Genomic DNA, 19,230 nt, shown 5'->3' on the forward strand with positions numbered 1-19,230 from the left:
TCCCCCGGGCTCAGCTATTCGCCGCGGGCGCGCCTCCCCGCACCGCGGTGCCCAGGGGCGATGTCGCCGGCCCCTCAAGCACCTCACCCGCCGGGGTGAAGCGGGAGCCGTGCAGGGGGCAGTCCCACGTCCGCTCGGCATTGTTCCAGCTCACGATCCCGCGCAGGTGCGTACACACCGCCGACACGCGGTGCTCCACGCCGTCGACCCTGCACACGCCCACTGGGCCGCCGCCCTCCCTTACCACCACTCCCTGCCCCTCCGCAGGGGCCGGGGCGCCGGTCTTCGCCAGGCCGGACAGCCACCCGGAGACCATCTCAAGGCCCACCTTGGCGTTGGTCTGCGCAGTGGCAAGGACGTCCACCGGGCTCACCCGGGTCTTGTACAGGGTGTCCGCCCAAGGCATGTTTCCGCCAAGAATCTCGCTGGCGAGGGCGAGCGAGGCCGCGACGGCGTTGGTCATGCCCCACTTGTTGTATCCGGTGGCAGCATAGATGTGTCCGCCGCCTGCTGCGACCTTCCCGACGTACGGCACGGCGGCCGCGGGCTGGTAATCCTGGGCCGACCAGGCGTAGGCGGGACGGGCGGTGGGAAAATACTCGGCAGCCCAGCGCGTCAGGTCGTCGACGAGGCCCTGCGTGTTGGAGTGGTGGCCCACCTGGTGGCCGTTGCCGCCAACTATCAGGTAGTCCTTGCCGTCCGCACGAGCGGTCCGCAATGAGCGTGTCGGCGAATCAACCGACAGGTACATCTCCTGGGGCACTGCGTCGGAGACCTCAAGCGCAATGCAGTAGGAGCGCATCGGCTTGAGTACGGCGAAGTACCCGCCCCGGTCGAGAATGGGGATGCCGGTCGCCAGCACCACATTGCGTGCCGACACCGCCCCGCCGTCGGTCTTCAGCTCCACCCCTCCGGCGCCTGTCTTCGCGACCCCTTGGACGCGCACGCCTTCGATCAGGCTGCCGCCGTGCCGGCGCAGCTCCGAGGCAAGCGCCGCGAGCACCTCCAGGGGATGGAACTGGGCCTGGTCCTTGAGCCGCAGCGTCCGGCGCACGGGAAACGGAAGGGACGCCGCCCTGCCCAACTCGGTCTCAAGCCCGGCCGCGGTGCAGGCCTTGTGTTCGGCGTCGAGGCTTTTCGCGCCGCTGTCCGTGGTGGCGTAGTTGACGGCGTCGCGCCGTTCGTAGCCGACACCGTTCTCCTCGCAGAACCGCAGCAGCCAGCTCTGCCCTTCCTGATTGCCGGTGACGTAGGCGCGGGCAAGGTCCGCGTCGTGGTGGGAAAGGATTCGGGAAAGCGAGGTGCCCTGCAGGAGGGAGAGCTTCGCGGTTGTGTTGCCCGTGGTGACCGCTCCCGCCGTGCGTGCCTCAAGCACCGCCACCCGGTGCCCGGCCCGTGCCAGCAGCAGGCCCGTGGTGAGGCCGGTCAGCCCACCACCCACCACAACGGAGTCGTACTCGGTGCCCGGGGTGAAAGGCGCGGCTGGGATTTCCGGGGCGGTGTCAAACCACAGTGACTTCATAGTGTTCCCTCCGTAGGTGAATCCCACCCCACTACTAATCATGCTTACAGTCAAGGCGTGCCGCGCCGCCCGCAGCGCCGTTTCGCGCCCAAGCGCACCTATAGTCGGTCTATGGAACAACGAATCTTGGGCAGGACCGGACGCGCCGTTTCCGTCGTGGGGCTGGGAACTTGGCAGCTCGGAGCGGACTGGGGCGACGTCACCGATGCGCAGGCCATGGCGGTCCTCGACGCCGCCGCCTCCGCCGGAACGACCTTTTTCGACACAGCCGACGTCTACGGTGACGGCCGGAGCGAAAAGACGATCGGGGCGTTCCTTGCGGCGAATCCGGGCCTCGAGATGACCGTCGCGACGAAAATGGGCCGCCGGGTGGAGCAGGAGCCCGGGCAGTACCGCCTGGACAACTTCCGGAGGTGGGTGGACCGGTCCCGCTCCAACCTTGGGGTCGATGTTCTCGACCTCGTCCAGCTTCACTGTCCTCCCTCGGAGGTCTACAGCACCGATGCCGTGTACGACGCGCTCGACACCCTCGTCGAGGACGGGGCGATCCGGCACTACGGCGTCAGCGTGGAGCGCACCGACGAGGCACTTGCCGCGATCGCACGGGAGGGCACGGCGACGGTGCAGATCATCCTCAACGCCTTCCGCCTCAAACCCCTCGACGAGGTGCTCCCGGCTGCCCGGGCGGCCGGGGTCGGCATCATTGCGAGGGTTCCGCTGGCGTCGGGCCTGTTGTCAGGCAGGTACAGCAAAGACACAGTTTTCGCTGAAAACGACCACCGCACCTACAACCGGAACGGCGCGGCCTTCGACGTCGGGGAGACGTTTTCCGGCGTCGACTTTGAGACCGGGGTGGCGGCTGCACAGGAGTTCGCGCGGCTCGTGCCGAACGGCGTGAGCACCCCGCAGGCGGCGCTGGCCTGGGTTCTGGCCCAGGACGGCGTCAGCACCGTCATCCCCGGTGCCCGCACCCCGCAGCAGGCCCGGGACAACGCGGCCGCGGCCGACCTCGCCGATCTCGGCGCAGCACTCCAGGGCGGAGTCCAGAACATTTACGACGAGCGGCTCAGGGCGGTCATCCACCCGCGCTGGTAGCAAGGAGGTCCTTCGGCAGGGTTCCGGTATCCCGGCCCCTCGGCTAAGGTTGAATGCACCTAAGTCAGACGGTGTTAGAGGGCGTCTGTCATTGTTGAATCATCCATTTAAGGAATCGACCATGACTGAATCAACCTCCAATCTTTCCGCCGCTGGGCGCGACAGCCACTCGATCCGGGACTGGGCCGACCTCGCCGAGGAAATGTGGTCCTACCTCACCGGCAAGGGCGCCGCCGTCAACTACAGCCTCATCGACATGACGGTCGAAGTTCCCCGGGACATCGGGCCCGATGCGCCGCGCGCCACCTGGAAGTTCAATGGCACATTGCGCATCACCACAAGCGACAACGATGCTCCGGGCTCCGACTCCCACCGCGGCTGACGGCCCGAGATGGAGCAGCGTCTTCGGCTCGACATCGAGCTCGATTTTTCACTGACCGAACCGGGCACCGCCGACGGGCCGCCGGCACGTCTCAGCGGAACCGTCCGCGCCGCGGGGTCGCGGGTGGATATCTACTGCGACAACCCGGGGGCCTTCAGGGGTGCCGCCCTTCCCTCGGTTGGCGGCGTGCGCGCGTTCGCGAAAACACTGGCCGGACTCGGTTTGTCGGTGGCAGTGAGCGGGCCCAAGGGCGACCTCTTCAGTCTCGGTGCCGTCGAAACCTCGATGGCGCAGCGCCTGCTGACCCGCTCGCCTCACATCCGGCTGGGATCCGCCTCGGCGCTCGCGCCCCTGTGGCACGTCGGCCGGCGTGTGGTCGAGAGCGGCGGCGCGGTTGCGCTGGTGCCCCCGTCGACGCCGCTTCCCCTCGTCCCCACCGTCAACCGGCGCATCCGGCGCAAAATCACCACCACGCACTACGCTCCGGGCGGCGGGCGTCCGCGCCTGATCTTCGTGCGGGACACCGAGCGGTGGGAGGGCCAGATTCCACGCCAGTTCGAGCTTTCCGCCGAGAGGACGAGCATTGGCAGCGGCGAGGATGCCTCGTTGCGGCTCGACGGAATCGAGGGCCTCCACGCCGAAATTGTGCACGACGCCAACGACGAATACGTCCTGGTGCCGCACGCAAAGGTGAGTGGCAGCGTCAACGGCACCGGGCCGTCGGTCCTGCGCACCGGGGCAAGAATCCAGCTCGGCGGGTGGTGCCTTGCCTTCTTCCGGGAGGAGTATGCGGACCACGGGCGGCCCTTCGGCGGGCGGAGCGGCGGCGAATTCGCCTACCAGCGGCCGCAGCGCAATCCGCGGACGGGTGCCACCGAGCGGGACGGCTCGGAGGGGATCGGCGGACCGCGGCGGCCGCCGCGCTGACCGGATGGCCGACAGCGTTGAACTCCTGCTCGACGCCGGGTCCGAGGACGCGGTGCGCGGCGACTGGCTCCGGCTCGAGGGCCTTGGCCTTCCGAGCCAGTCGCGGCACACCGCGCCCAGCAACCGTCCCCACATCACCCTTGTGGCGGCGCCGGTCATCGGAGGCCAGTACGACGACGCCCTTGAGGAAGCCGTCGCAGGCCTCCCCCTGAAGCTGTGCTTTGGGGGGCTGCTGCTTTTCGGCGGGCACCAGGGGAAATACGTGATGACACGCCAGGTGGTGCTTTCCGAAGCGCTGGCGGAACTCCACCGCAGGGTCTGGCGCGTGCTTGCCGACCTCGACACCGCGTTTGCCACAACCCGGCCCGGGCAGTGGAGCCCACACGTGACCCTCGCCCGCGGTGTGACGCAGGAGCAGCTTGGAACCGCCATACCGGCAGTCCACGGCGCCGCCGAAACGCCCTGCGCGGTCCAGGCACGGCGCTGGGATAGTGCCGCGAAACGCACCGTTCACCTGGGTCCGGGCTGACCGCGGTCCTTCCCGAAGGGGTTCACCCGCGTCCTCCGCGGACGGCGGAGCGGAGCAGCCGGCGTCAGCCCAGGTGGTCGACCAGGTCACGGGCGATGCCCGTGTACCCTCCGGGGGTGAGTTTCAGGAGCCGCTCTTCCGCTTCGCTGCTCAAGCCCAGCCCCGCGACGAATTCCCGCATGCGGCCGGCGTCAACCCGCTGACCGCGCGTGAGGTCCTTGAGCCGCTCGTACGGGTCGTCCAGGCCGGGGACCCCGGCAACGGCCTCGGCGCGCATCACCATCTGGACGGCCTCTCCGAGGACCTCCCAGTTGTGCTCGAGGTCCGCGGCGATCGCGCCTTCGGCGACATCGAGACGGCCAAGGCCCTTCTCCACGTTCGACAGGGCAAGGAGGGAATGCCCGAAAGCCACCCCGATGTTGCGCTGGCTCGATGAATCGGTGAGGTCACGCTGCCACCGGGAGGTGACGAGCGTAGACGCCAGGACATCAAGGAACGATGAGGAGATCTCGAGGTTCGCTTCAGCGTTCTCGAAGCGGATCGGGTTCACCTTGTGCGGCATGGTCGAGGAACCGGTGGCCCCGGCAACGGGGACCTGCGCGAAATATCCGATTGAGATGTAGCTCCACACATCGGTGCAGAAGTTGTGGAGGATCCGGTTGAACCGTGCGACGTCGGAATACAGCTCGGCCTGCCAGTCGTGCGACTCGATCTGGGTGGTCAGCGGATTCCACGTCAGTCCGAGTCCTTCGACGAAGGACTTCGCCACGTCCTGCCAGTCCGCCGTGGGAACCGACGCGTAATGCGCCGCGTAGGTGCCCGTCGCCCCGTTGATCTTCCCAAGGAACTCCGTGGCTTCAATGCGCCGGAGCTGGCGGCTCAGCCGGTGTGCCGTGACAGCGAGTTCCTTGCCCAGGGTTGTCGGCGTCGCCGGTTGTCCGTGGGTGCGGGAGAGCATCGCCACCGACCGCGAGCCGCGGGCGAGGTCTTCAATTGCCCCGACAAGCCTGCGCGCCGCGGGAAGCCAGACGTCCTGGACCGCGCCCTTGACGCCGAGCGCGTAGGCAAGATTGTTAATGTCCTCGGAGGTGCACCCGAAATGGATGAGCGGCTTGAGCCGCTCAAGGCCCAGGGCGGGAAGGCGGCGGCCGATGAAATACTCGACGGCCTTCACGTCGTGCACCGTGACCTTCTCGATGTCGGCGAGTTCCGCCGCGGAGGAGGCATCGAAGGTGCGCACCATCTCCCGGAGGGCGTCTTCCTGGTCCGCGTCAAGCGGTCCGGCTCCGGGCAGCACCGACGAACGGGTGAGGTGGATGAACCACTCGACTTCCACATGGATGCGGTCGCGGTTCAGCGCGCCTTCGGAGAGGTAGTTGACGAGGGGGACAACGCTTTCCCTGTACCTTCCGTCAAGCGGCCCTAACGCCAACGATGGCGTTTCTCCTTGGGGAATGGATGCAAGGTCAACCCGGGACGGTGAAATATCAGCCATGGCTCAATCATTCCACGCGGCATCGGCGGGCCGTGCCACGGCGGATATCCACATGCAGGGCCGCCGGCGTGCCCGGCCGTCGCGGCCCAATACCGTTGAGGAAGCAGGTCCGAGGCACGCCGGTCCAACACCGGCGGCCCGGCAGGTGTGCAGCCGAGGAGGTGCCCGTGGTCCGAGGGGAGTTCCTTGAGTATGGGTTCGACTCGTACGCATCCACTGCGCCCAGTTTCAGCCCGTTCCCCCGGTCGACCGATTCATCAACCGCCGCCCGCCTGCGGGAACAGGCTCTTCAACTCGAGGAGGTCCAGGCGGCAGCCACCCGGGTTGCCTTCCTCGAGTGGGAGTCTCCGGCCGGCAGGAATTTCCGGGACTACCTCGGCTGCCGCAGCAGCGCCCTGGCGGAGGCGGTGGAGCTGTTGCGCACTGCCGCACGGCTTGCCGAACTCTACGAAGACGCCCTGCTTTCATCGAAGCCGACCCCTGACGCCGGCGGGTGCAGCTTCCAGTGAGGCGCCCGTCGACCAACTCTGCCGCGCAGGCCCGCGACGTCGGCGGTGCATGGCTTGCAACCGGGACGGGGCTGGCGGCCGGGACCGAGCCGCGCCTGGCGCCGGTGCCCCAGACCGACCGGTGGCTCAGCGTGCGCGGCGGCATTGGGGGCATCCGCTTCCAATGGGAGGAACTCGAGCGGGCCGAGGGAACTCTGAGGACCCTTGCCGAGGCCGCCGGCGCTGTGGGCACGTCTCTGCTCTACATTGCGGCAGACCTTGACCGGCAACGATTCGCGGCCCTATCACCGGCCGGCATACCAGTGGATCTCCTGGCCGGGCCGGGCGCCGGCTGCGCCAACCTCATGCGTGCTGGTTACGCGGCGGCTGCCGCGGTGACCGAGGCCTCGTCGTCGGTGGCCTACACCGCGCGGGAACTCGAAACGGCGGCCGACAGGCTGCGGGCAAGCCGCACCGCCTACGAGATCGCGGAGGCGCTCGCGGCGGCGGCGGTCCTCTCTGCCTCACGAAGCGCCGAGGGCGTTGCCCGGGCGGCGGCCGAGGCCTCAAGGCGGCAAGGTTTGCTGGTTCCCCGGCCCCTTGAGCTGCACCCACACCCTGGCCCGCCGGGGGACGTACCGTTCGCCGGAACGGTCGGAGCGCTGATCACCCGGATCGAAGCAGTCGAGGCAGAAGCCCCGGAATCCTTCGAAATCCTGCGCACCGGGCCGGACGAGGGCCCTGTCTACATCGTGGTGCTCCCCGGCACCCAGGGGACCGAGACGGACTCCCTCAACCCCTTCGACCTCTCCGGGAATGCAGAAGCGGTGAACCAGGACAGCCGCTTCGTTGCGGCAGCGGTGGCCCGAGCGTTGGAGGCATCAGGGGCATCCACCGGCGATCAGGTGGTGATTGCCGGGTACAGCCAGGGCGGCCTTCACGCAATGAATCTTGCGGGGGAAACAGCCCTCGGCGGCGAGTACGACGTGCAGCTGGTTGTCACAGCCGGTTCCCCCACGGGGTGGGAAGGGTCCACGGAGGCCGAATACCTCCACCTCGAACACCGGAAGGACGCGGTGCCGCTTGTCGACGCCGCCGCCAACCCCGACGAAACACAGCGGGTCACGGTCACCCTCGACTCGGCGGTGCCCGTGCGCGGCACCGACGCAGAAGGCCGCACCGAGGGCAAGGGCCTTGGGACGGCCCATAAGCTGGCCGCTTATGAGGAAGGCGCCCGGTTCGTCGACTCGAGTTCCCTCGCATCACTTGCGCCCTCGGCCGCCATTCTCGCGGCGGCGGGCACATCGGGAGCCGCACGGCGGTACCTCTACCAGGCCGTGCGGGTTCCCCAGCCTCATCCTCCCCAGCCTCCTCTTCCCCAGCCCCCGCCCGACGCGGCGCCGGACCCCGGACGCCGCCGGGGAGGCCCTTCGGACAGCTCTCTGCGGACAGAGCGCGGCAGGCGATGAACCAGCCCGCATCCCGGGGCTTCCGAGCGCCAATCTCCACCCGTGGACTGAGGCCCGCGGCGATGTCCAGCCCTAGAGTTGGTACCCATGGATATCCACCACCGCCTCGCCGGGTGGGCACACGGCAACCCGGGAAAGGTCGACCTGGCCTACACCCTCGCCGTGGGAATGGTCCTGGTGGGTGTTCCGCTGGTCCTGCGTCGGGACTTCGTTGGCGCCGGCGTCTCGGCCCTGCTCATCATTCCGCTCCTGTGGCGGCGGACGCACGTTGTCGGATCCGCCGGCGCCATTGCCGCACTCTCCGTGGTCCAGCTCGTGGTGGGCTACCCTCCGGTGCCGGCACAGGCCGTGGCGCTGGTGTCACTGTACGCACTTGCCGCCTACGCCCCCCGCTGGGCGCGTCTCGGAGGCCTCGCTCGCCGTGGCGGGAGTTCCCGCCGGAATCGCCAGGTTCGGCGGCGAGTACGGGCTGACCCCGGCCACAGGCACCCTGTCGACACTTCCATTCGCGGTGCTGCTCTTCCTCCTGCTCGAGTCCTTCGTCCTCCTGTGCTGGACCGCCGGCGACCTTGCCCGCAACCGCCGCCTGAACCTCAGGGCTCTTGAGGACAGGACACGGCGGCTCGAAATCGAACGGGAGCAGGAACGCGAACTTGCCGCAGCCGATGAGCGAAGCCACATTGCCCGGGAAATGCACGACATCGTCGCCCACTCGCTGTCGGTGATCATCACCCAGGCCGACGGCGCCCGTTACGCCAGCGCGCAGTCCCCCGAACTCGCAGTGCAGACCCTTGGCACTATCGCCGAAACCGGCCGTGGCTCGCTGCGGGAGATGCGGCGCCTGCTCGGAGTGCTCCGGGGCGACGAAACGGCCTCGACGCGCCCCTTGCCGACGCTTGATGACCTGGAGGGGCTGGTTGAAGCGGTCCGGCGGTCCGGCGTCGAGGTGCGCCTCACCACCACGGGGACTCCGCGCCGGAACCTGCCCGCGGGTGCGGAACTGACCGCCTACCGCGTGGTCCAGGAGGCCCTCACCAACGTGCTCAAGCATGCCGGCGGGCAGGCGAGCGCTACCGTTGAGGTGGTGTTCACCCCGCGCGGACTGGACCTGACCATCAACGACGACGGACTCGGCGCTGCCACCGATCCCGCCACCGCCGGGGCCGGCCAGGGGATCTCCGGCATGGCCGAACGTGTGCGGCTCTATGACGGCGCCGTGGAGGCGGCCCCCAGGACCGGGGGAGGCTTCCGGGTCCGCGCCTTTCTTCCCTATACCGAGGTATGACAATGGACTCTTCGCCAATCCGGGTAGCCCTTGTCGACGACCAGCAGCTCGTGCGCAGCGGATTCAAGATGCTCGTGAACTCCCAGGGGATGCAGTCATCGCGCCCTCAACCCGTCGCCTGCTCGACCACCCCGCTCCAATGCTTCGCCGATCTACGCCCCGGGCGCCCGGCAGGCCGGCGGCGTCGACGCGCTGGCTGCCCGAGAGCGGGAGGTCTTCGTACTGATCGCGCAAGGGCGGGCCAACGGCGAGCTTGCGGCCGAACTCTTCCTCTCTGAGGCCACCGTAAAAACCCATGTCGGGCACCTTTTGGCCAAGCTGCAGGCACCGGACCGGGTGCAGGCCGTGGTGATCGCCTACCAGGCCGGCGTGGTGACCCCCTGAGCGGCGGCCCGGGGTAGAGCTTGTCTCATACCAGGGTATGAGAACGGCCGGGAAGGGTTCAGGCTGCAGGCTGATCCGGAACAGCGCGGTGTTGCATAGCTTTGAATGATGACCAGCTTTGTGAACAGCCAGCATCCCATTCCCGCTCCAGCCCCAACCGCCGGAAGTTCCGCCGTCGCGGCCCAGGAACTCAACAAGACCTACGGCTCGGGAGATACCCGGGTTCATGCACTGAGGAATGTCACCCTGGATTTTGGGCGAAGCAGGTTCACCGCGATCATGGGGCCTTCCGGTTCGGGAAAGTCAACGCTGATGCACTGCCTCGCAGGCCTGGACTCGGTGGACTCGGGATTCATCCAGCTTGGCGGCACGGAGATCACCGGGATGAACGACACGCAGCTGACCCACCTGCGGAGGGACCGCGTAGGTTTCGTCTTCCAGGCATTCAACCTCGTTCCGACATTGACGGCGGAGCAGAACATCACCCTGCCGGTCGCACTGGCCGGGCGGTCCGTTGACCGGTCCTGGCTGCGCCAGATCACTGCATCCCTGGGTCTGACCGACCGTCTGAGCCACCGCCCCCATCAGCTCTCCGGAGGCCAGCAACAGCGCGTGGCCGTGGCCCGGGCGCTGCTCACCCGCCCTGAGGTGATTTTCGCCGATGAACCAACCGGAAACCTCGACTCCAAAGCCGGAGCGGAAGTGCTCGACCTCCTGCGCCGCAGCACGCGCGAGATGGGCCAGAGCATCATCATGGTCACCCACGACCCCGGCGCGGCCTCCTACGCCGACCGCGTGATGCTCATGAATGACGGTGAACTCGTAAGCCAGCTCGACAACCCCGACACGGACAGCGTCCTGGCCGAGCTCTCGAAGCTGGGGGCGTAGGGATGCGCGCTGTAGCCCTTGCCCAACTAAGGATCAACGCCCGGCGGTTCATCGCCGTCGGCCTCGCCGTCATGCTTGGTGCCGGCTTCCTCTCCGCAACACTGATCTTGGGAGACACAACCCACGCCACCCTGCGCCAGAGCGTCGGCGCAGGCTATGCAAAGGCCGACCTCGTCGTGAGCGCCGCCGAGAACCAGCTGCCCCGTGACGCCCTGGGAACTGTTGCGGCCGCCGAGGGCGTCACGGAAAGCTACGCCCTGATCCGGGGCTACCTGACCCTTTCAACCGGAGGCAGGGCGAGCACCGCAATCATCGAGAACGCCGCCCCGGCCGTGCTCGAAACCTCAGGGCTGGAGCAGGGCCGGTTCCCCACCACCGGATCCGAAGTCACCCTTGATGCGGCATCCGCCAAGCGTCTGAAGGTGCACCTGGGCGACGCGCTCTCCATATCCTCTGGTTCACAGGATCGGGGTGTGGAGCCGGCTGCCCGGACCGTGAGCGTCGTCGGGATCACCGCCACCTCCTTCGACCCCGACCGTGCCGGGACCCCCCAGCTCCATGGCCGGGATGGACTGACGCGGAGCCTCACCGGAGGGCAGGACCATCCCCGGAACGTTCAGGTGGCGATTGCGGATGGCACGGACCCCGCCGTGGTGGCGTCCGCCATTGAGTCCCGGCTCGGGGCGGCGGGCATCAACGCCACGGTGGCCACAGCCGATGAGCAGACCCTGGCCGACGTCGCCGCACTCTCCGGCGGTGAACGCGAGCTTGAGCTGGTCCTTCTCGCATTCGCCGTCGTTGCGGTCTTCGTATCAGGGCTCGTCATTGCCAACACGTTCTCCGTGCTTGTGGCACAGCGCACCCGCGAGCTTGCCCTGCTGCGGTCCATCGGTGCCACGCGCAGCCAGATCCGGTCGTCGGTCCTGCTCGAGGCGGCAGTGGTCGGCCTGGTTTCCGCAGTGCTGGGCGTGCTGCTCGCAACCGGCGTGATGTGGACCCTCGTGCAGGTTGCCCGGCGCTCCGACGTAACCGCCTTCGCGGTCCTCGACGTTTCCGCCTCTTCGGTTCTGACCGGGCTCGTTGCAGGAGTGCTCCTTACTATTGCGGCCGCTTCCATCCCGGCCCGTGCGGCGACCGCCGTTCCGCCCATCGCGGCGATGCGCCCATCCGATGCCGCCACGGCGTCAACGGCAAAAGGCAGGGTGCGGCTGGCGGTGGGAGCGGTGATGGTGCTCGCCGGGACCGCCCTGCTCGCCAAAGCGGCTGCCGATGCGGAACTGCGTGCCGCCCTCGCCGGGGGAGTGGTGTCCTTCGCCGGCATCCTTCTATGCAGCGCCGTACTCCTGCCCCGCGCGGTTGCCGGTGCAGGCCTCCTCGCGGCACCGCTGGGCATCCCCGGACGCCTCGCTGCGCTGAACGCTGTCCGGAATCCCGCCCGCACTGCGGCAACGGCCTCCGCCCTCCTGATCGGCGTGACCCTTGTGACGATGATGATGTCGGGGGCCCACACCGCGCGCTCGGCCCTGACCGAGGAACTGTCGCGGAGCTATCCCGTTGACGTCGAGGTACACGGAGTCGGACGCGCGGGAACCGGGCAGGAAGCGGAAGCTGCCGTTGCCGCGCTCGACGGCGTCGCATCGAGCACTGTGCTTTTGCCGGTCGGGATTTCCGGACCGGAGAGTGGTGAGCGGCCCGTCTATACGGCCGGTGGTGAGCTGAAGGAGGTGCTGCGCACCCAGGCGGTGCGGCCGGTGGACGGCGTCGTCCTTGTCCCGAAGGACACGGGGGTCGGCAGCATCACGCTCGAGGGAGCGGACACGCGGATCGAACTACCCGCCCGGGAGGTCGAAGCCCGCACGTTCACCCCGCTTGTCACAGCGGCCACAGCCGCGCTGCTGGCAAACGGTCCGGTCGTTGACAGTGCCGGGGTGCCGGTCGAACCGAAGCTCTGGCTGCGCATCGATGACACGCTGGAGGGCTCCGCCGTTGAGGATCTGCAGGGCGAAATCGCTGACACGCTCGGGATCTCGCCCCAACAGATCACGGGTGCCGCCGTGGAGCGTGCCGCCTACGACAGGGTGATCGATGTGCTGCTGCTCGTCGTGACGGCGATGCTTGCCGTAGCCGTGCTGATCGCCCTCATTGGCGTGGCGAACACTCTCTCGCTGTCGGTGCTTGAACGTACCCGGGAGTCGGCCCTCCTGAGGGCACTTGGACTGACCCGCCGGCAACTGCGCGCGATGCTCGCCGTTGAGGCGGTGCTCATCGCGGGAGTCGCAGCAGTACTCGGCATTGTGCTTGGCCTCGCCTACGGCTGGCTCGGAACGCAGGCGGCAATCGGCTCGATCGCCGACGTCGTCCCTTTGGTTCCCTGGCTCCAGGTCCTCGGCGTACTGATGGCGGCCATCACGGCGGCCCTCCTGGCTTCCGTTCTCCCTGCACGGCGGGCGGCGCGCCAGTCCCCTGTCACGGGACTCGCTGCCGATTGAGGTCGGGCGGGGAAGGCGGCAAAAGCCGCAGTGAGAACCGCGGCGGACCTGTAGGAGTTCCAGTACCCGGCACTAGGCTAGGGCCATGACGTCCATTGAGAACGAAAGCGTTGAGGCTCCCACCGCGGAAACCGAACCGACAGTCCACCCCCGAGCAGTGCTCGGACGCCTTCCCCGCTATGCTGCCGGCAAGCCCCCGGTGGTCGTCGAGGGCCTGCGCAGCTACAAGCTGTCCTCGAACGAGAACCCGCTTCCGCCGCTGCCCGCCGTGCTCGAGGCAATCAGCGGACAAATCAACGTCAACCGGTACCCGGATCCACTGTCCACCGCCCTCCGCACGGAGCTCGCAGGCTTCCTCGATGTGCCGGCGGCGGACATCGTCACGGGCGCCGGCAGCCTCGGCGCGCTCAACCAGATCCTCGCGGCCTTCGCGGGCCAGAACGACTTCGATGCCCCCGACGAGGTGATTTACGCCTGGCGCTCCTTCGAGGCGTACCCGATCTGCGTCGGGCTCGCCGGGGCGGTGGGCCGCCAGATCCCCGTGAAGGAGGATGGCACCCACGACCTCGATGCGATGGCCGATGCGGTGACCGACAAGACCCGCGTCATCCTGCTTTGCACGCCCAACAACCCGACCGGGCCGGCCCTCACGGAGGAGGAGGTCGAGCGGTTCCTCGATCGTGTGCCGGCATCGGTCGTGGTCGTCATTGACGAGGCCTACCAGGAGTTCGTGCGGACGCCCGGGGCGGTGGACGGCATCTCCGTCTACCGGCGCCATGAGAACGTCATCGTGCTGCGGACGTTCTCAAAAGCCCACGGGCTCGCCGGCCTGCGCGTCGGCTACTCGGTGTCGAACCCGGCGCTCACGGAGCACCTGCGGGTCAGTGCCGTGCCGTTCGCTGTTTCCCAGATTGCCGAGGCGGCCGCAGTAACCTCCCTGCAGCACTTCGATGAGGTGGCGGACCGCGTGGAGAGCATCGTGGGCGAGCGGGAGCGGGTGCTCACGGGCCTGCGCGGGCTCGGCTGGACCGTCCCCGAACCTGCAGGAAACTTCATCTGGCTCTCCCTCGGAGAACAGTCGGGGGAGTTCGCACTGCTGGCCGAACAGCAGGCGCTTTCAGTCCGGGCCTTCGGGTCCGAGGGGGTACGGGTGAGCATCGGCGAGCCCGAGGCCAACAGCCGGTTCCTTGAGTTGTGCGCAGGATACCGGCACGCGCCCGGCCCCTGCTAGGAAGACTTAAATAGGTTCGAGCGGTACCACTGGCTACGCTGGGGAGCGAACGTTTAACGAACATATGTATCCCGGTGTATGCCTCCTCGAAATATGCCGAAGGGAGCATGCGTCGAATTAGGAGTGGACATGAGTGGCGCCCGTTTGCCCGCAGCCGAGTTCGAGTCGGAGGAAATCGCGCTGTCCCTTCAGCAGCCCGACCCTTCACCAGGGCCGGCGATGGTGCAGTTCCTCAACGAGGACGGCGTCCTGACCGACAACCCCGAGTATTCAGCCTTTTCCGGCGGCACCGATGCGGCCCACCTGAAGACCCTGTACCGCGATATGTTTCTGGTCCGCCGCCTGGATCAGGAGGGAACAGCCCTCCAGCGCCAAGGCCAGCTGGCATTGTGGGTGCCGCTGACCGGCCAGGAGGCGGCACAGATCGGCTCGGGGCGTGCCATGCAGCCGCAGGACTACGCCTTCCCCACCTACCGGGAACACGGGGTGGCCCTGACCCGCGGCGTCGAACTCTCACAGATCATGGGCCTGTTCCGTGGCATCACCAACGGCGGATGGGATCCGCGGGAGCGGAACTTCCACCTCTACACGCTCGTGCTCGCGGCCCAGACCCTGCACGCGGTCGGGTATGCGATGGGCATCCAGCGCGACCGCGCCGCGGATCCCGAGCTTCCGGGCGCCGCATCCGTTGCCTACTTCGGAGACGGTGCGAGCTCCGAGGGTGATGTGCATGAAGCAATGGTGTTTGCATCGTCCTTCAACGCGCCTGTTGTCTTCTTCTGCCAGAACAACCACTGGGCCATCTCCGTTCCCTCCTCGGTGCAGACCCGCATCCCCCTCGCCAAGCGCGCCGAGGGCTACGGCTTCCCGGGCGTACGGGTTGATGGAAACGACGTCGTCGCCGTCGAAGCGGTGACCAACTGGGCGCTCGAACACGCCCGCAGCGGCAAGGGCCCGGTGCTGATCGAGGCCTTCACCTACCGGATGAGCGCCCACACCACCGCCGACGATCCCACCAAGTACCGGCTCGCCCGGGAGGAGGAGGACTGGCATCCGCGGGATCCCCTGGCGCGCCTCGAACGGCACCTGCGCGACACGGGCAAGGCCGACGACACCTTCTTCGAGGAACTCACGAGTGCGGGGAACGCGATGGCGGCCGATCTGCGCCGCGACGTCAAGGCAATGCAGTCCCCGGGCATGGAGTCGCGCTTCAACACCGTGTACGCCGAGCCGCACCCGCTCGTGCAGGAGGAACTCCAGGCCTGGCGGGATTATGAAGCCGGCTTCGCCGGGAACGGAGAAGCACTCTGATGGCCGTTATGACAATCGCCAAGGCGATCAATGAGGGCCTGCGCGCCGCGCTCACCAACAACCCCAAGACCCTGCTCATGGGTGAGGACATCGGCGACCTCGGCGGCGTGTACCGGGTCACCGACGGGCTCAAGCGCGACTTCGGCGAAGACCGGGTTGTCGACTCCCCCCTGGCGGAGTCGGGAATCATCGGCACCGCCATCGGGCTGGCGCTGCGCGGGTACCGGCCCGTCTGCGAGATCCAGTTCGACGGATTCGTCTTCCCCGGGTTCAACCAGATCACCACCCAGCTCGCCAAGCTTCACACCCGCAGCGATGGAATGCTCAGCGCCCCTGTCGTCATCCGCATTCCCTACGGGGGCGGCATCGGCAGCGTCGAACACCACTCCGAGTCGCCGGAAGCGCTGTTCGCGCACACCGCGGGCCTGCGCATCATCACCCCGTCCAACCCTCAGGACGCCTACTGGATGATCCAGCAGGCCATCGACAGCCAGGACCCGGTCATCGTTTTCGAACCCAAGCGCCGCTACTGGCTCAAGGGCGAGGTGGACACGACGGCTCCGTCGGCCGATCCCTTCACGGCCCAGGTGGTGCGCGCCGGAACCGACGCGACAATCGTCGCCTACGGTCCCCTCGTGCCCGTCGCCCTTGCCGCGGCCAACGCGGCCGAAGAGGACGGACACAGTGTCGAGGTGATCGACCTGCGCTCGATCTCGCCGATCGACTTCGACACCGTCACCACCTCCGTGGCGAAGACCGGCCGCCTCATCGTGGCCCACGAAGCGCCGACGTTCGGCGGCATCGGCGGGGAAATCGCGGCCCGGATCTCGGAGCGGGCCTTCCTTTCCCTTGAGGCACCGGTGATCCGCGTAGGCGGTTTCCACATGCCCTATCCCGTGGCGAAGGTCGAGGAGCACTACCTGCCCGACATCGACCGAGTCCTCGAGGCCCTCGACCGGTCCCTCGCCTACTAAGGAATTCGAATGACCCTCAATACTTTCCATCTTCCCGACGTCGGCGAAGGTCTCACCGAAGCCGAGATCGTCGAGTGGAAGGTCAAGCCCGGCGAGACTGTTGCCCTCAATGACACGATCGTCGAAATCGAGACGGCGAAATCCCTCGTGGAGCTGCCCTCACCCTTCGCGGGCGTGGTTTCGGCGCTGCTGGTGAAGGAGGGCGAGACCGTCGAGGTGGGAACCCCGATCATCTCGGTCGAAGACGCGGCCGCCGGTGCTGCACCGGCGCGGGGGACCGAGCCGCCCGCCGGTGCCGACGGCGAAGTTCCGGCACCCGACATGCCCGGAGAGCTCTCGACCCCGCCCCGGCCCAACGCGCCGGCCGCCAGTCCGGAGGCCGGGGGTCCGCTCGTCGGCACCGGCCCCAAGCCCGATGCCGTCAAACGCCGGCAGCGCCGCACCGTGGAGACCGGGCCGAACTCGAACGGCGCCGCCGCGCCCGTCCGGCCGCAAGCGCCGGCCCAGGCAGCAGCCCCCGCACAGCCCGCGGCCGCGCCCGGACCGGTGCGCGCCCATCAGGACGATGGAGTGTCCGGCAGCCCCGCGCCGCGGGCACCGGAGGCCGCAGGAGCCCGGCCGGGTACCCTCAACCAGCTGCTCCACCGGGTCCTTGCCAAACCGCCGGTGCGCAAGGCGGCGCGCGACCTCGGGATCAACCTCGCCGACGTTCCCGCAACGGGTTCCTCCGGCGAAGTGACGAAACAGGACCTGATCAGCTACCAGGCCCAGCGCGACGCCGAGCAGGACGGCGCCGACACGTTCTGGTCCGACAAGAAAAAGTACGGCGCGGGCCGGATTGAGCGCATCCCCGTCAAGGGAGTACGCAAGGCCACCGCCAAGGCGATGGTGCAGAGCGCGTTCTCGGCGCCGCACGTGAGCATCTTTGTTGACGTCGATGCCTCCCGCACCATGGAATTCGTCAAGCGGCTCAAGGCATCGCGGGACTTCGAGGGCATCAAGGTGTCCCCGCTGCTGATCCTTGCCAAGGCCGTCATCTGGGCCGCGGCCCGCAACCCCTCGGTCAACGCCACCTGGACCGACGAGGAGATCCTCGTCAAACACTTCATGAACCTCGGCATTGCCGCGGCGACGCCGCGCGGACTGATGGTGCCCAACATCAAGGACGCCCAGAACCTTTCGCTGAAGGAACTGGCTGTCGCGTTGAACGAGCTCGCAACCACGGCGCGGGCCGGGCGCACGCAGCCTGCCGAAATGCAGGGCGGAACCCTCACCATCACCAACATCGGCGCCCTGGGCATCGATACGGGAACGCCGATCATCAACCCGGGCGAGGTGGCGATCGTTGCCTTCGGGACGATCAAGCAGAAGCCCTGGGTCCTTGACGGCGAGGTGATCCCCCGCTGGATCACAACACTTGGTGGGTCATTCGACCACCGCGTCGTTGACGGCGACCTCAGCGCGCGCTTCATGGCCGACGTCGCGTCGATCCTTGAGGAACCGGCACTGTTGCTTGACTGAAACCGGGGCGCACGTGCCTTCGACCGCGGGACCGACACCGGAACGAGGGGAGAACATGGTTGCTGGCGAGAAAGAATCAGCCCGGGTGTCCGCCCGGCTGCTTCAGGAAGCGGCGGGGGCACGGGTCATCTGGGATTTTGACGGCGTTGTCGGGCACACCGAACCACTCCACGAGGCCAGTTACCGCGAGCTGGCGGAGCGTCGCAGCTACGGTCTGGGCGAAGGCTTCTTCGACGATCTTGTGGGGCATACCGAGAAGTGGATCTGGGAGCGCCTCATCTCCGAGGGGTTTCCTTCGACGGTGGCCGACATTCAGGACCTGCACCGCGAGCGGGGAGAAGTCGTTTCAGCGGTTGCCCTGCGCAGCCTGCAGCCCTCATGGCTCGCAGCCCGCCTCATGCCGGAATTGGCGGGCGTCGCTGTCGAGCAGGTCGTCGTCTCCAACGGGGACCCGGACTTGATCACGGCGCTCCTGGCCTCGTGGAAGCTCGACTCCTTCGTCAGCGTTGCACGGAGGGCCCCCGGCCGGGACAAGGAAGCGCTGTTTCGGGCGGCGTGCATACCGCCGTGCGTCGTGCTTGAGGACAGCGATACCTACCTCGAGCTTGGCAAGGAGCTGGGTGCTTTCACGGTGGGGGTCCGCCACTCCCACAATCCCCGGGCCGCACTTGACGCAGACCTGACCACACATCTGTGACCGAATCCGGCAGCTCCTAGCGAGGACATGCTGATGGCGCCCTTGACGAAACCGGTTGTACTGCTTCGACCCGCGCCCCAAAAGCGTGACCGTATCTTCACCGCAGAAGCCCTCGCAGCCCTCAATGACCTGTTCACCGTGATCGATCTTGAAGACGCGCAGGATGACGAGGCATTCGAGAAGTACCTGCCGGACGCCTTCGCGATCATTGGGCAGCCCGACCTGGACGCAGGAAGGCTGGGCAAGGCACGGCGGCTGAAGGTGCTGATCAACGTGGAGGGCAATTTCTTCCCGAACGTGGATTATCCTGCCGCCTTCGCCCAGGGTGTGCGCGTGCTGGGCAGCGGATCCGCCTACTCACAGGCGGTCGCCGAGTATTCTCTGGGACTGGCGATCGACCTCGCCCGCGGCATCAGCAATCAGGACGGCGCGATGCGCGCCGGAAACGAGAAGTACGTCAGCGAGTCCAACACCGACGCGGTCCTGCTGCACCGCGCATCTGTAGGAATCCTCGGGTACGGGAATCTGGGGCGAAGCATGCAC

General features: G+C 67.7%; 17 protein-coding genes and 2 pseudogenes. 17 read left to right on the forward strand and 2 right to left on the reverse strand.

Translation table 11 applies throughout. From position 1 onward, the window contains the following. Positions 1-10: 10 nt before the first annotated feature. On the reverse strand, positions 11-1,522 hold the full coding sequence (locus AC4D14_RS14170) for an FAD-dependent oxidoreductase (RefSeq protein ID WP_490903278.1): 1,512 nt from the start codon (positions 1,520-1,522) through the stop codon (positions 11-13). A gap of 111 nt (positions 1,523-1,633) precedes the next feature. Here AC4D14_RS14170 and AC4D14_RS14175 point away from each other — a divergent pair, with 111 nt between their 5' ends. The 4 genes from AC4D14_RS14175 (at position 1,634) to AC4D14_RS14190 (ending at position 4,455) form a co-directional block, all read left to right on the forward strand. Beyond that, on the forward strand, positions 1,634-2,617 hold the full coding sequence (locus AC4D14_RS14175) for an aldo/keto reductase (protein ID WP_490903280.1): 984 nt from the start codon (positions 1,634-1,636) through the stop codon (positions 2,615-2,617). Between the two features lie 121 nt (positions 2,618-2,738). Next, positions 2,739-2,999, forward strand: a complete 261-nt coding sequence (locus AC4D14_RS14180; RefSeq protein ID WP_490903282.1) for a hypothetical protein — start codon at positions 2,739-2,741, stop codon at positions 2,997-2,999. 9 nt (positions 3,000-3,008) lie between these two features. Further along, on the forward strand, positions 3,009-3,926 hold the full coding sequence (locus AC4D14_RS14185; protein ID WP_490903283.1) for an FHA domain-containing protein: 918 nt from the start codon (positions 3,009-3,011) through the stop codon (positions 3,924-3,926). A 4-nt stretch (positions 3,927-3,930) separates the two neighbouring features. After that, a complete protein-coding gene (locus AC4D14_RS14190; RefSeq protein WP_490903285.1) occupies positions 3,931-4,455 on the forward strand; it encodes a 2'-5' RNA ligase family protein in 525 nt (174 codons plus the stop codon). Positions 4,456-4,519: 64 nt separating this feature from the next. Here the strand turns inward: AC4D14_RS14190 and purB are convergent, their stop codons facing one another. Next, positions 4,520-5,950 carry an adenylosuccinate lyase gene (gene purB, locus AC4D14_RS14195; RefSeq protein WP_490903287.1) on the reverse strand — a complete coding sequence of 477 codons (1,431 nt, stop codon included), beginning with the start codon at positions 5,948-5,950 and terminating at the stop codon, positions 4,520-4,522. A 167-nt stretch (positions 5,951-6,117) separates the two neighbouring features. Here purB and AC4D14_RS14200 point away from each other — a divergent pair, with 167 nt between their 5' ends. The 13 genes and pseudogenes from AC4D14_RS14200 to AC4D14_RS14260 form a co-directional block, all read left to right on the forward strand. Beyond that, a complete protein-coding gene (locus tag AC4D14_RS14200) occupies positions 6,118-6,459 on the forward strand; it encodes a hypothetical protein (protein WP_490903288.1) in 342 nt (113 codons plus the stop codon). Beyond that, positions 6,456-7,907 (forward strand): hypothetical protein, encoded by a 1,452-nt coding sequence (locus AC4D14_RS14205; RefSeq protein ID WP_490903289.1) that lies wholly within the window; start codon positions 6,456-6,458, stop codon positions 7,905-7,907. The genes AC4D14_RS14200 and AC4D14_RS14205 overlap by 4 nt, the downstream gene beginning before the upstream one ends. A gap of 168 nt (positions 7,908-8,075) precedes the next feature. Then, positions 8,076-8,264, forward strand: a pseudogene (locus tag AC4D14_RS14210) (DUF7134 domain-containing protein); the annotation flags it as partial. A 16-nt stretch (positions 8,265-8,280) separates the two neighbouring features. Then, positions 8,281-9,192, forward strand: a complete 912-nt coding sequence (locus AC4D14_RS14215; RefSeq protein WP_490903290.1) for a sensor histidine kinase — start codon at positions 8,281-8,283, stop codon at positions 9,190-9,192. A gap of 85 nt (positions 9,193-9,277) precedes the next feature. Beyond that, a pseudogene (locus AC4D14_RS14220) lies at positions 9,278-9,576 on the forward strand (helix-turn-helix domain-containing protein); the annotation flags it as partial. A gap of 108 nt (positions 9,577-9,684) precedes the next feature. Further along, positions 9,685-10,464, forward strand: a complete 780-nt coding sequence (locus tag AC4D14_RS14225; RefSeq protein ID WP_490903291.1) for an ABC transporter ATP-binding protein — start codon at positions 9,685-9,687, stop codon at positions 10,462-10,464. 2 nt (positions 10,465-10,466) lie between these two features. Then, on the forward strand, positions 10,467-12,953 hold the full coding sequence (locus AC4D14_RS14230; RefSeq protein WP_490903292.1) for an ABC transporter permease: 2,487 nt from the start codon (positions 10,467-10,469) through the stop codon (positions 12,951-12,953). A gap of 85 nt (positions 12,954-13,038) precedes the next feature. Then, positions 13,039-14,184: a histidinol-phosphate transaminase gene (locus AC4D14_RS14235; RefSeq protein WP_490903293.1), complete on the forward strand. Its 1,146-nt coding sequence runs from the start codon at positions 13,039-13,041 to the stop codon at positions 14,182-14,184. A 129-nt stretch (positions 14,185-14,313) separates the two neighbouring features. Continuing rightward, complete coding sequence (pdhA, locus tag AC4D14_RS14240) at positions 14,314-15,495, forward strand: pyruvate dehydrogenase (acetyl-transferring) E1 component subunit alpha (RefSeq protein WP_490903294.1); 1,182 nt, start codon at positions 14,314-14,316, stop codon at positions 15,493-15,495. Beyond that, on the forward strand, positions 15,495-16,469 hold the full coding sequence (locus tag AC4D14_RS14245; RefSeq protein WP_490903295.1) for an alpha-ketoacid dehydrogenase subunit beta: 975 nt from the start codon (positions 15,495-15,497) through the stop codon (positions 16,467-16,469). Before pdhA ends, AC4D14_RS14245 begins: the two co-directional genes overlap by 1 nt. A gap of 9 nt (positions 16,470-16,478) precedes the next feature. Next, a complete protein-coding gene (locus tag AC4D14_RS14250; RefSeq protein ID WP_490903296.1) occupies positions 16,479-17,990 on the forward strand; it encodes a dihydrolipoamide acetyltransferase family protein in 1,512 nt (503 codons plus the stop codon). 55 nt (positions 17,991-18,045) lie between these two features. Then, positions 18,046-18,687: an HAD family hydrolase gene (locus AC4D14_RS14255; protein ID WP_490903297.1), complete on the forward strand. Its 642-nt coding sequence runs from the start codon at positions 18,046-18,048 to the stop codon at positions 18,685-18,687. A gap of 33 nt (positions 18,688-18,720) precedes the next feature. Then, positions 18,721-19,230 (forward strand): Rossmann-fold NAD(P)-binding domain-containing protein (locus tag AC4D14_RS14260; protein WP_490903298.1); only part of this gene is annotated, 510 nt, incomplete at its 3' end.

It is taken from the genome of Arthrobacter sp. TJ-254 (assembly GCF_058269175.1).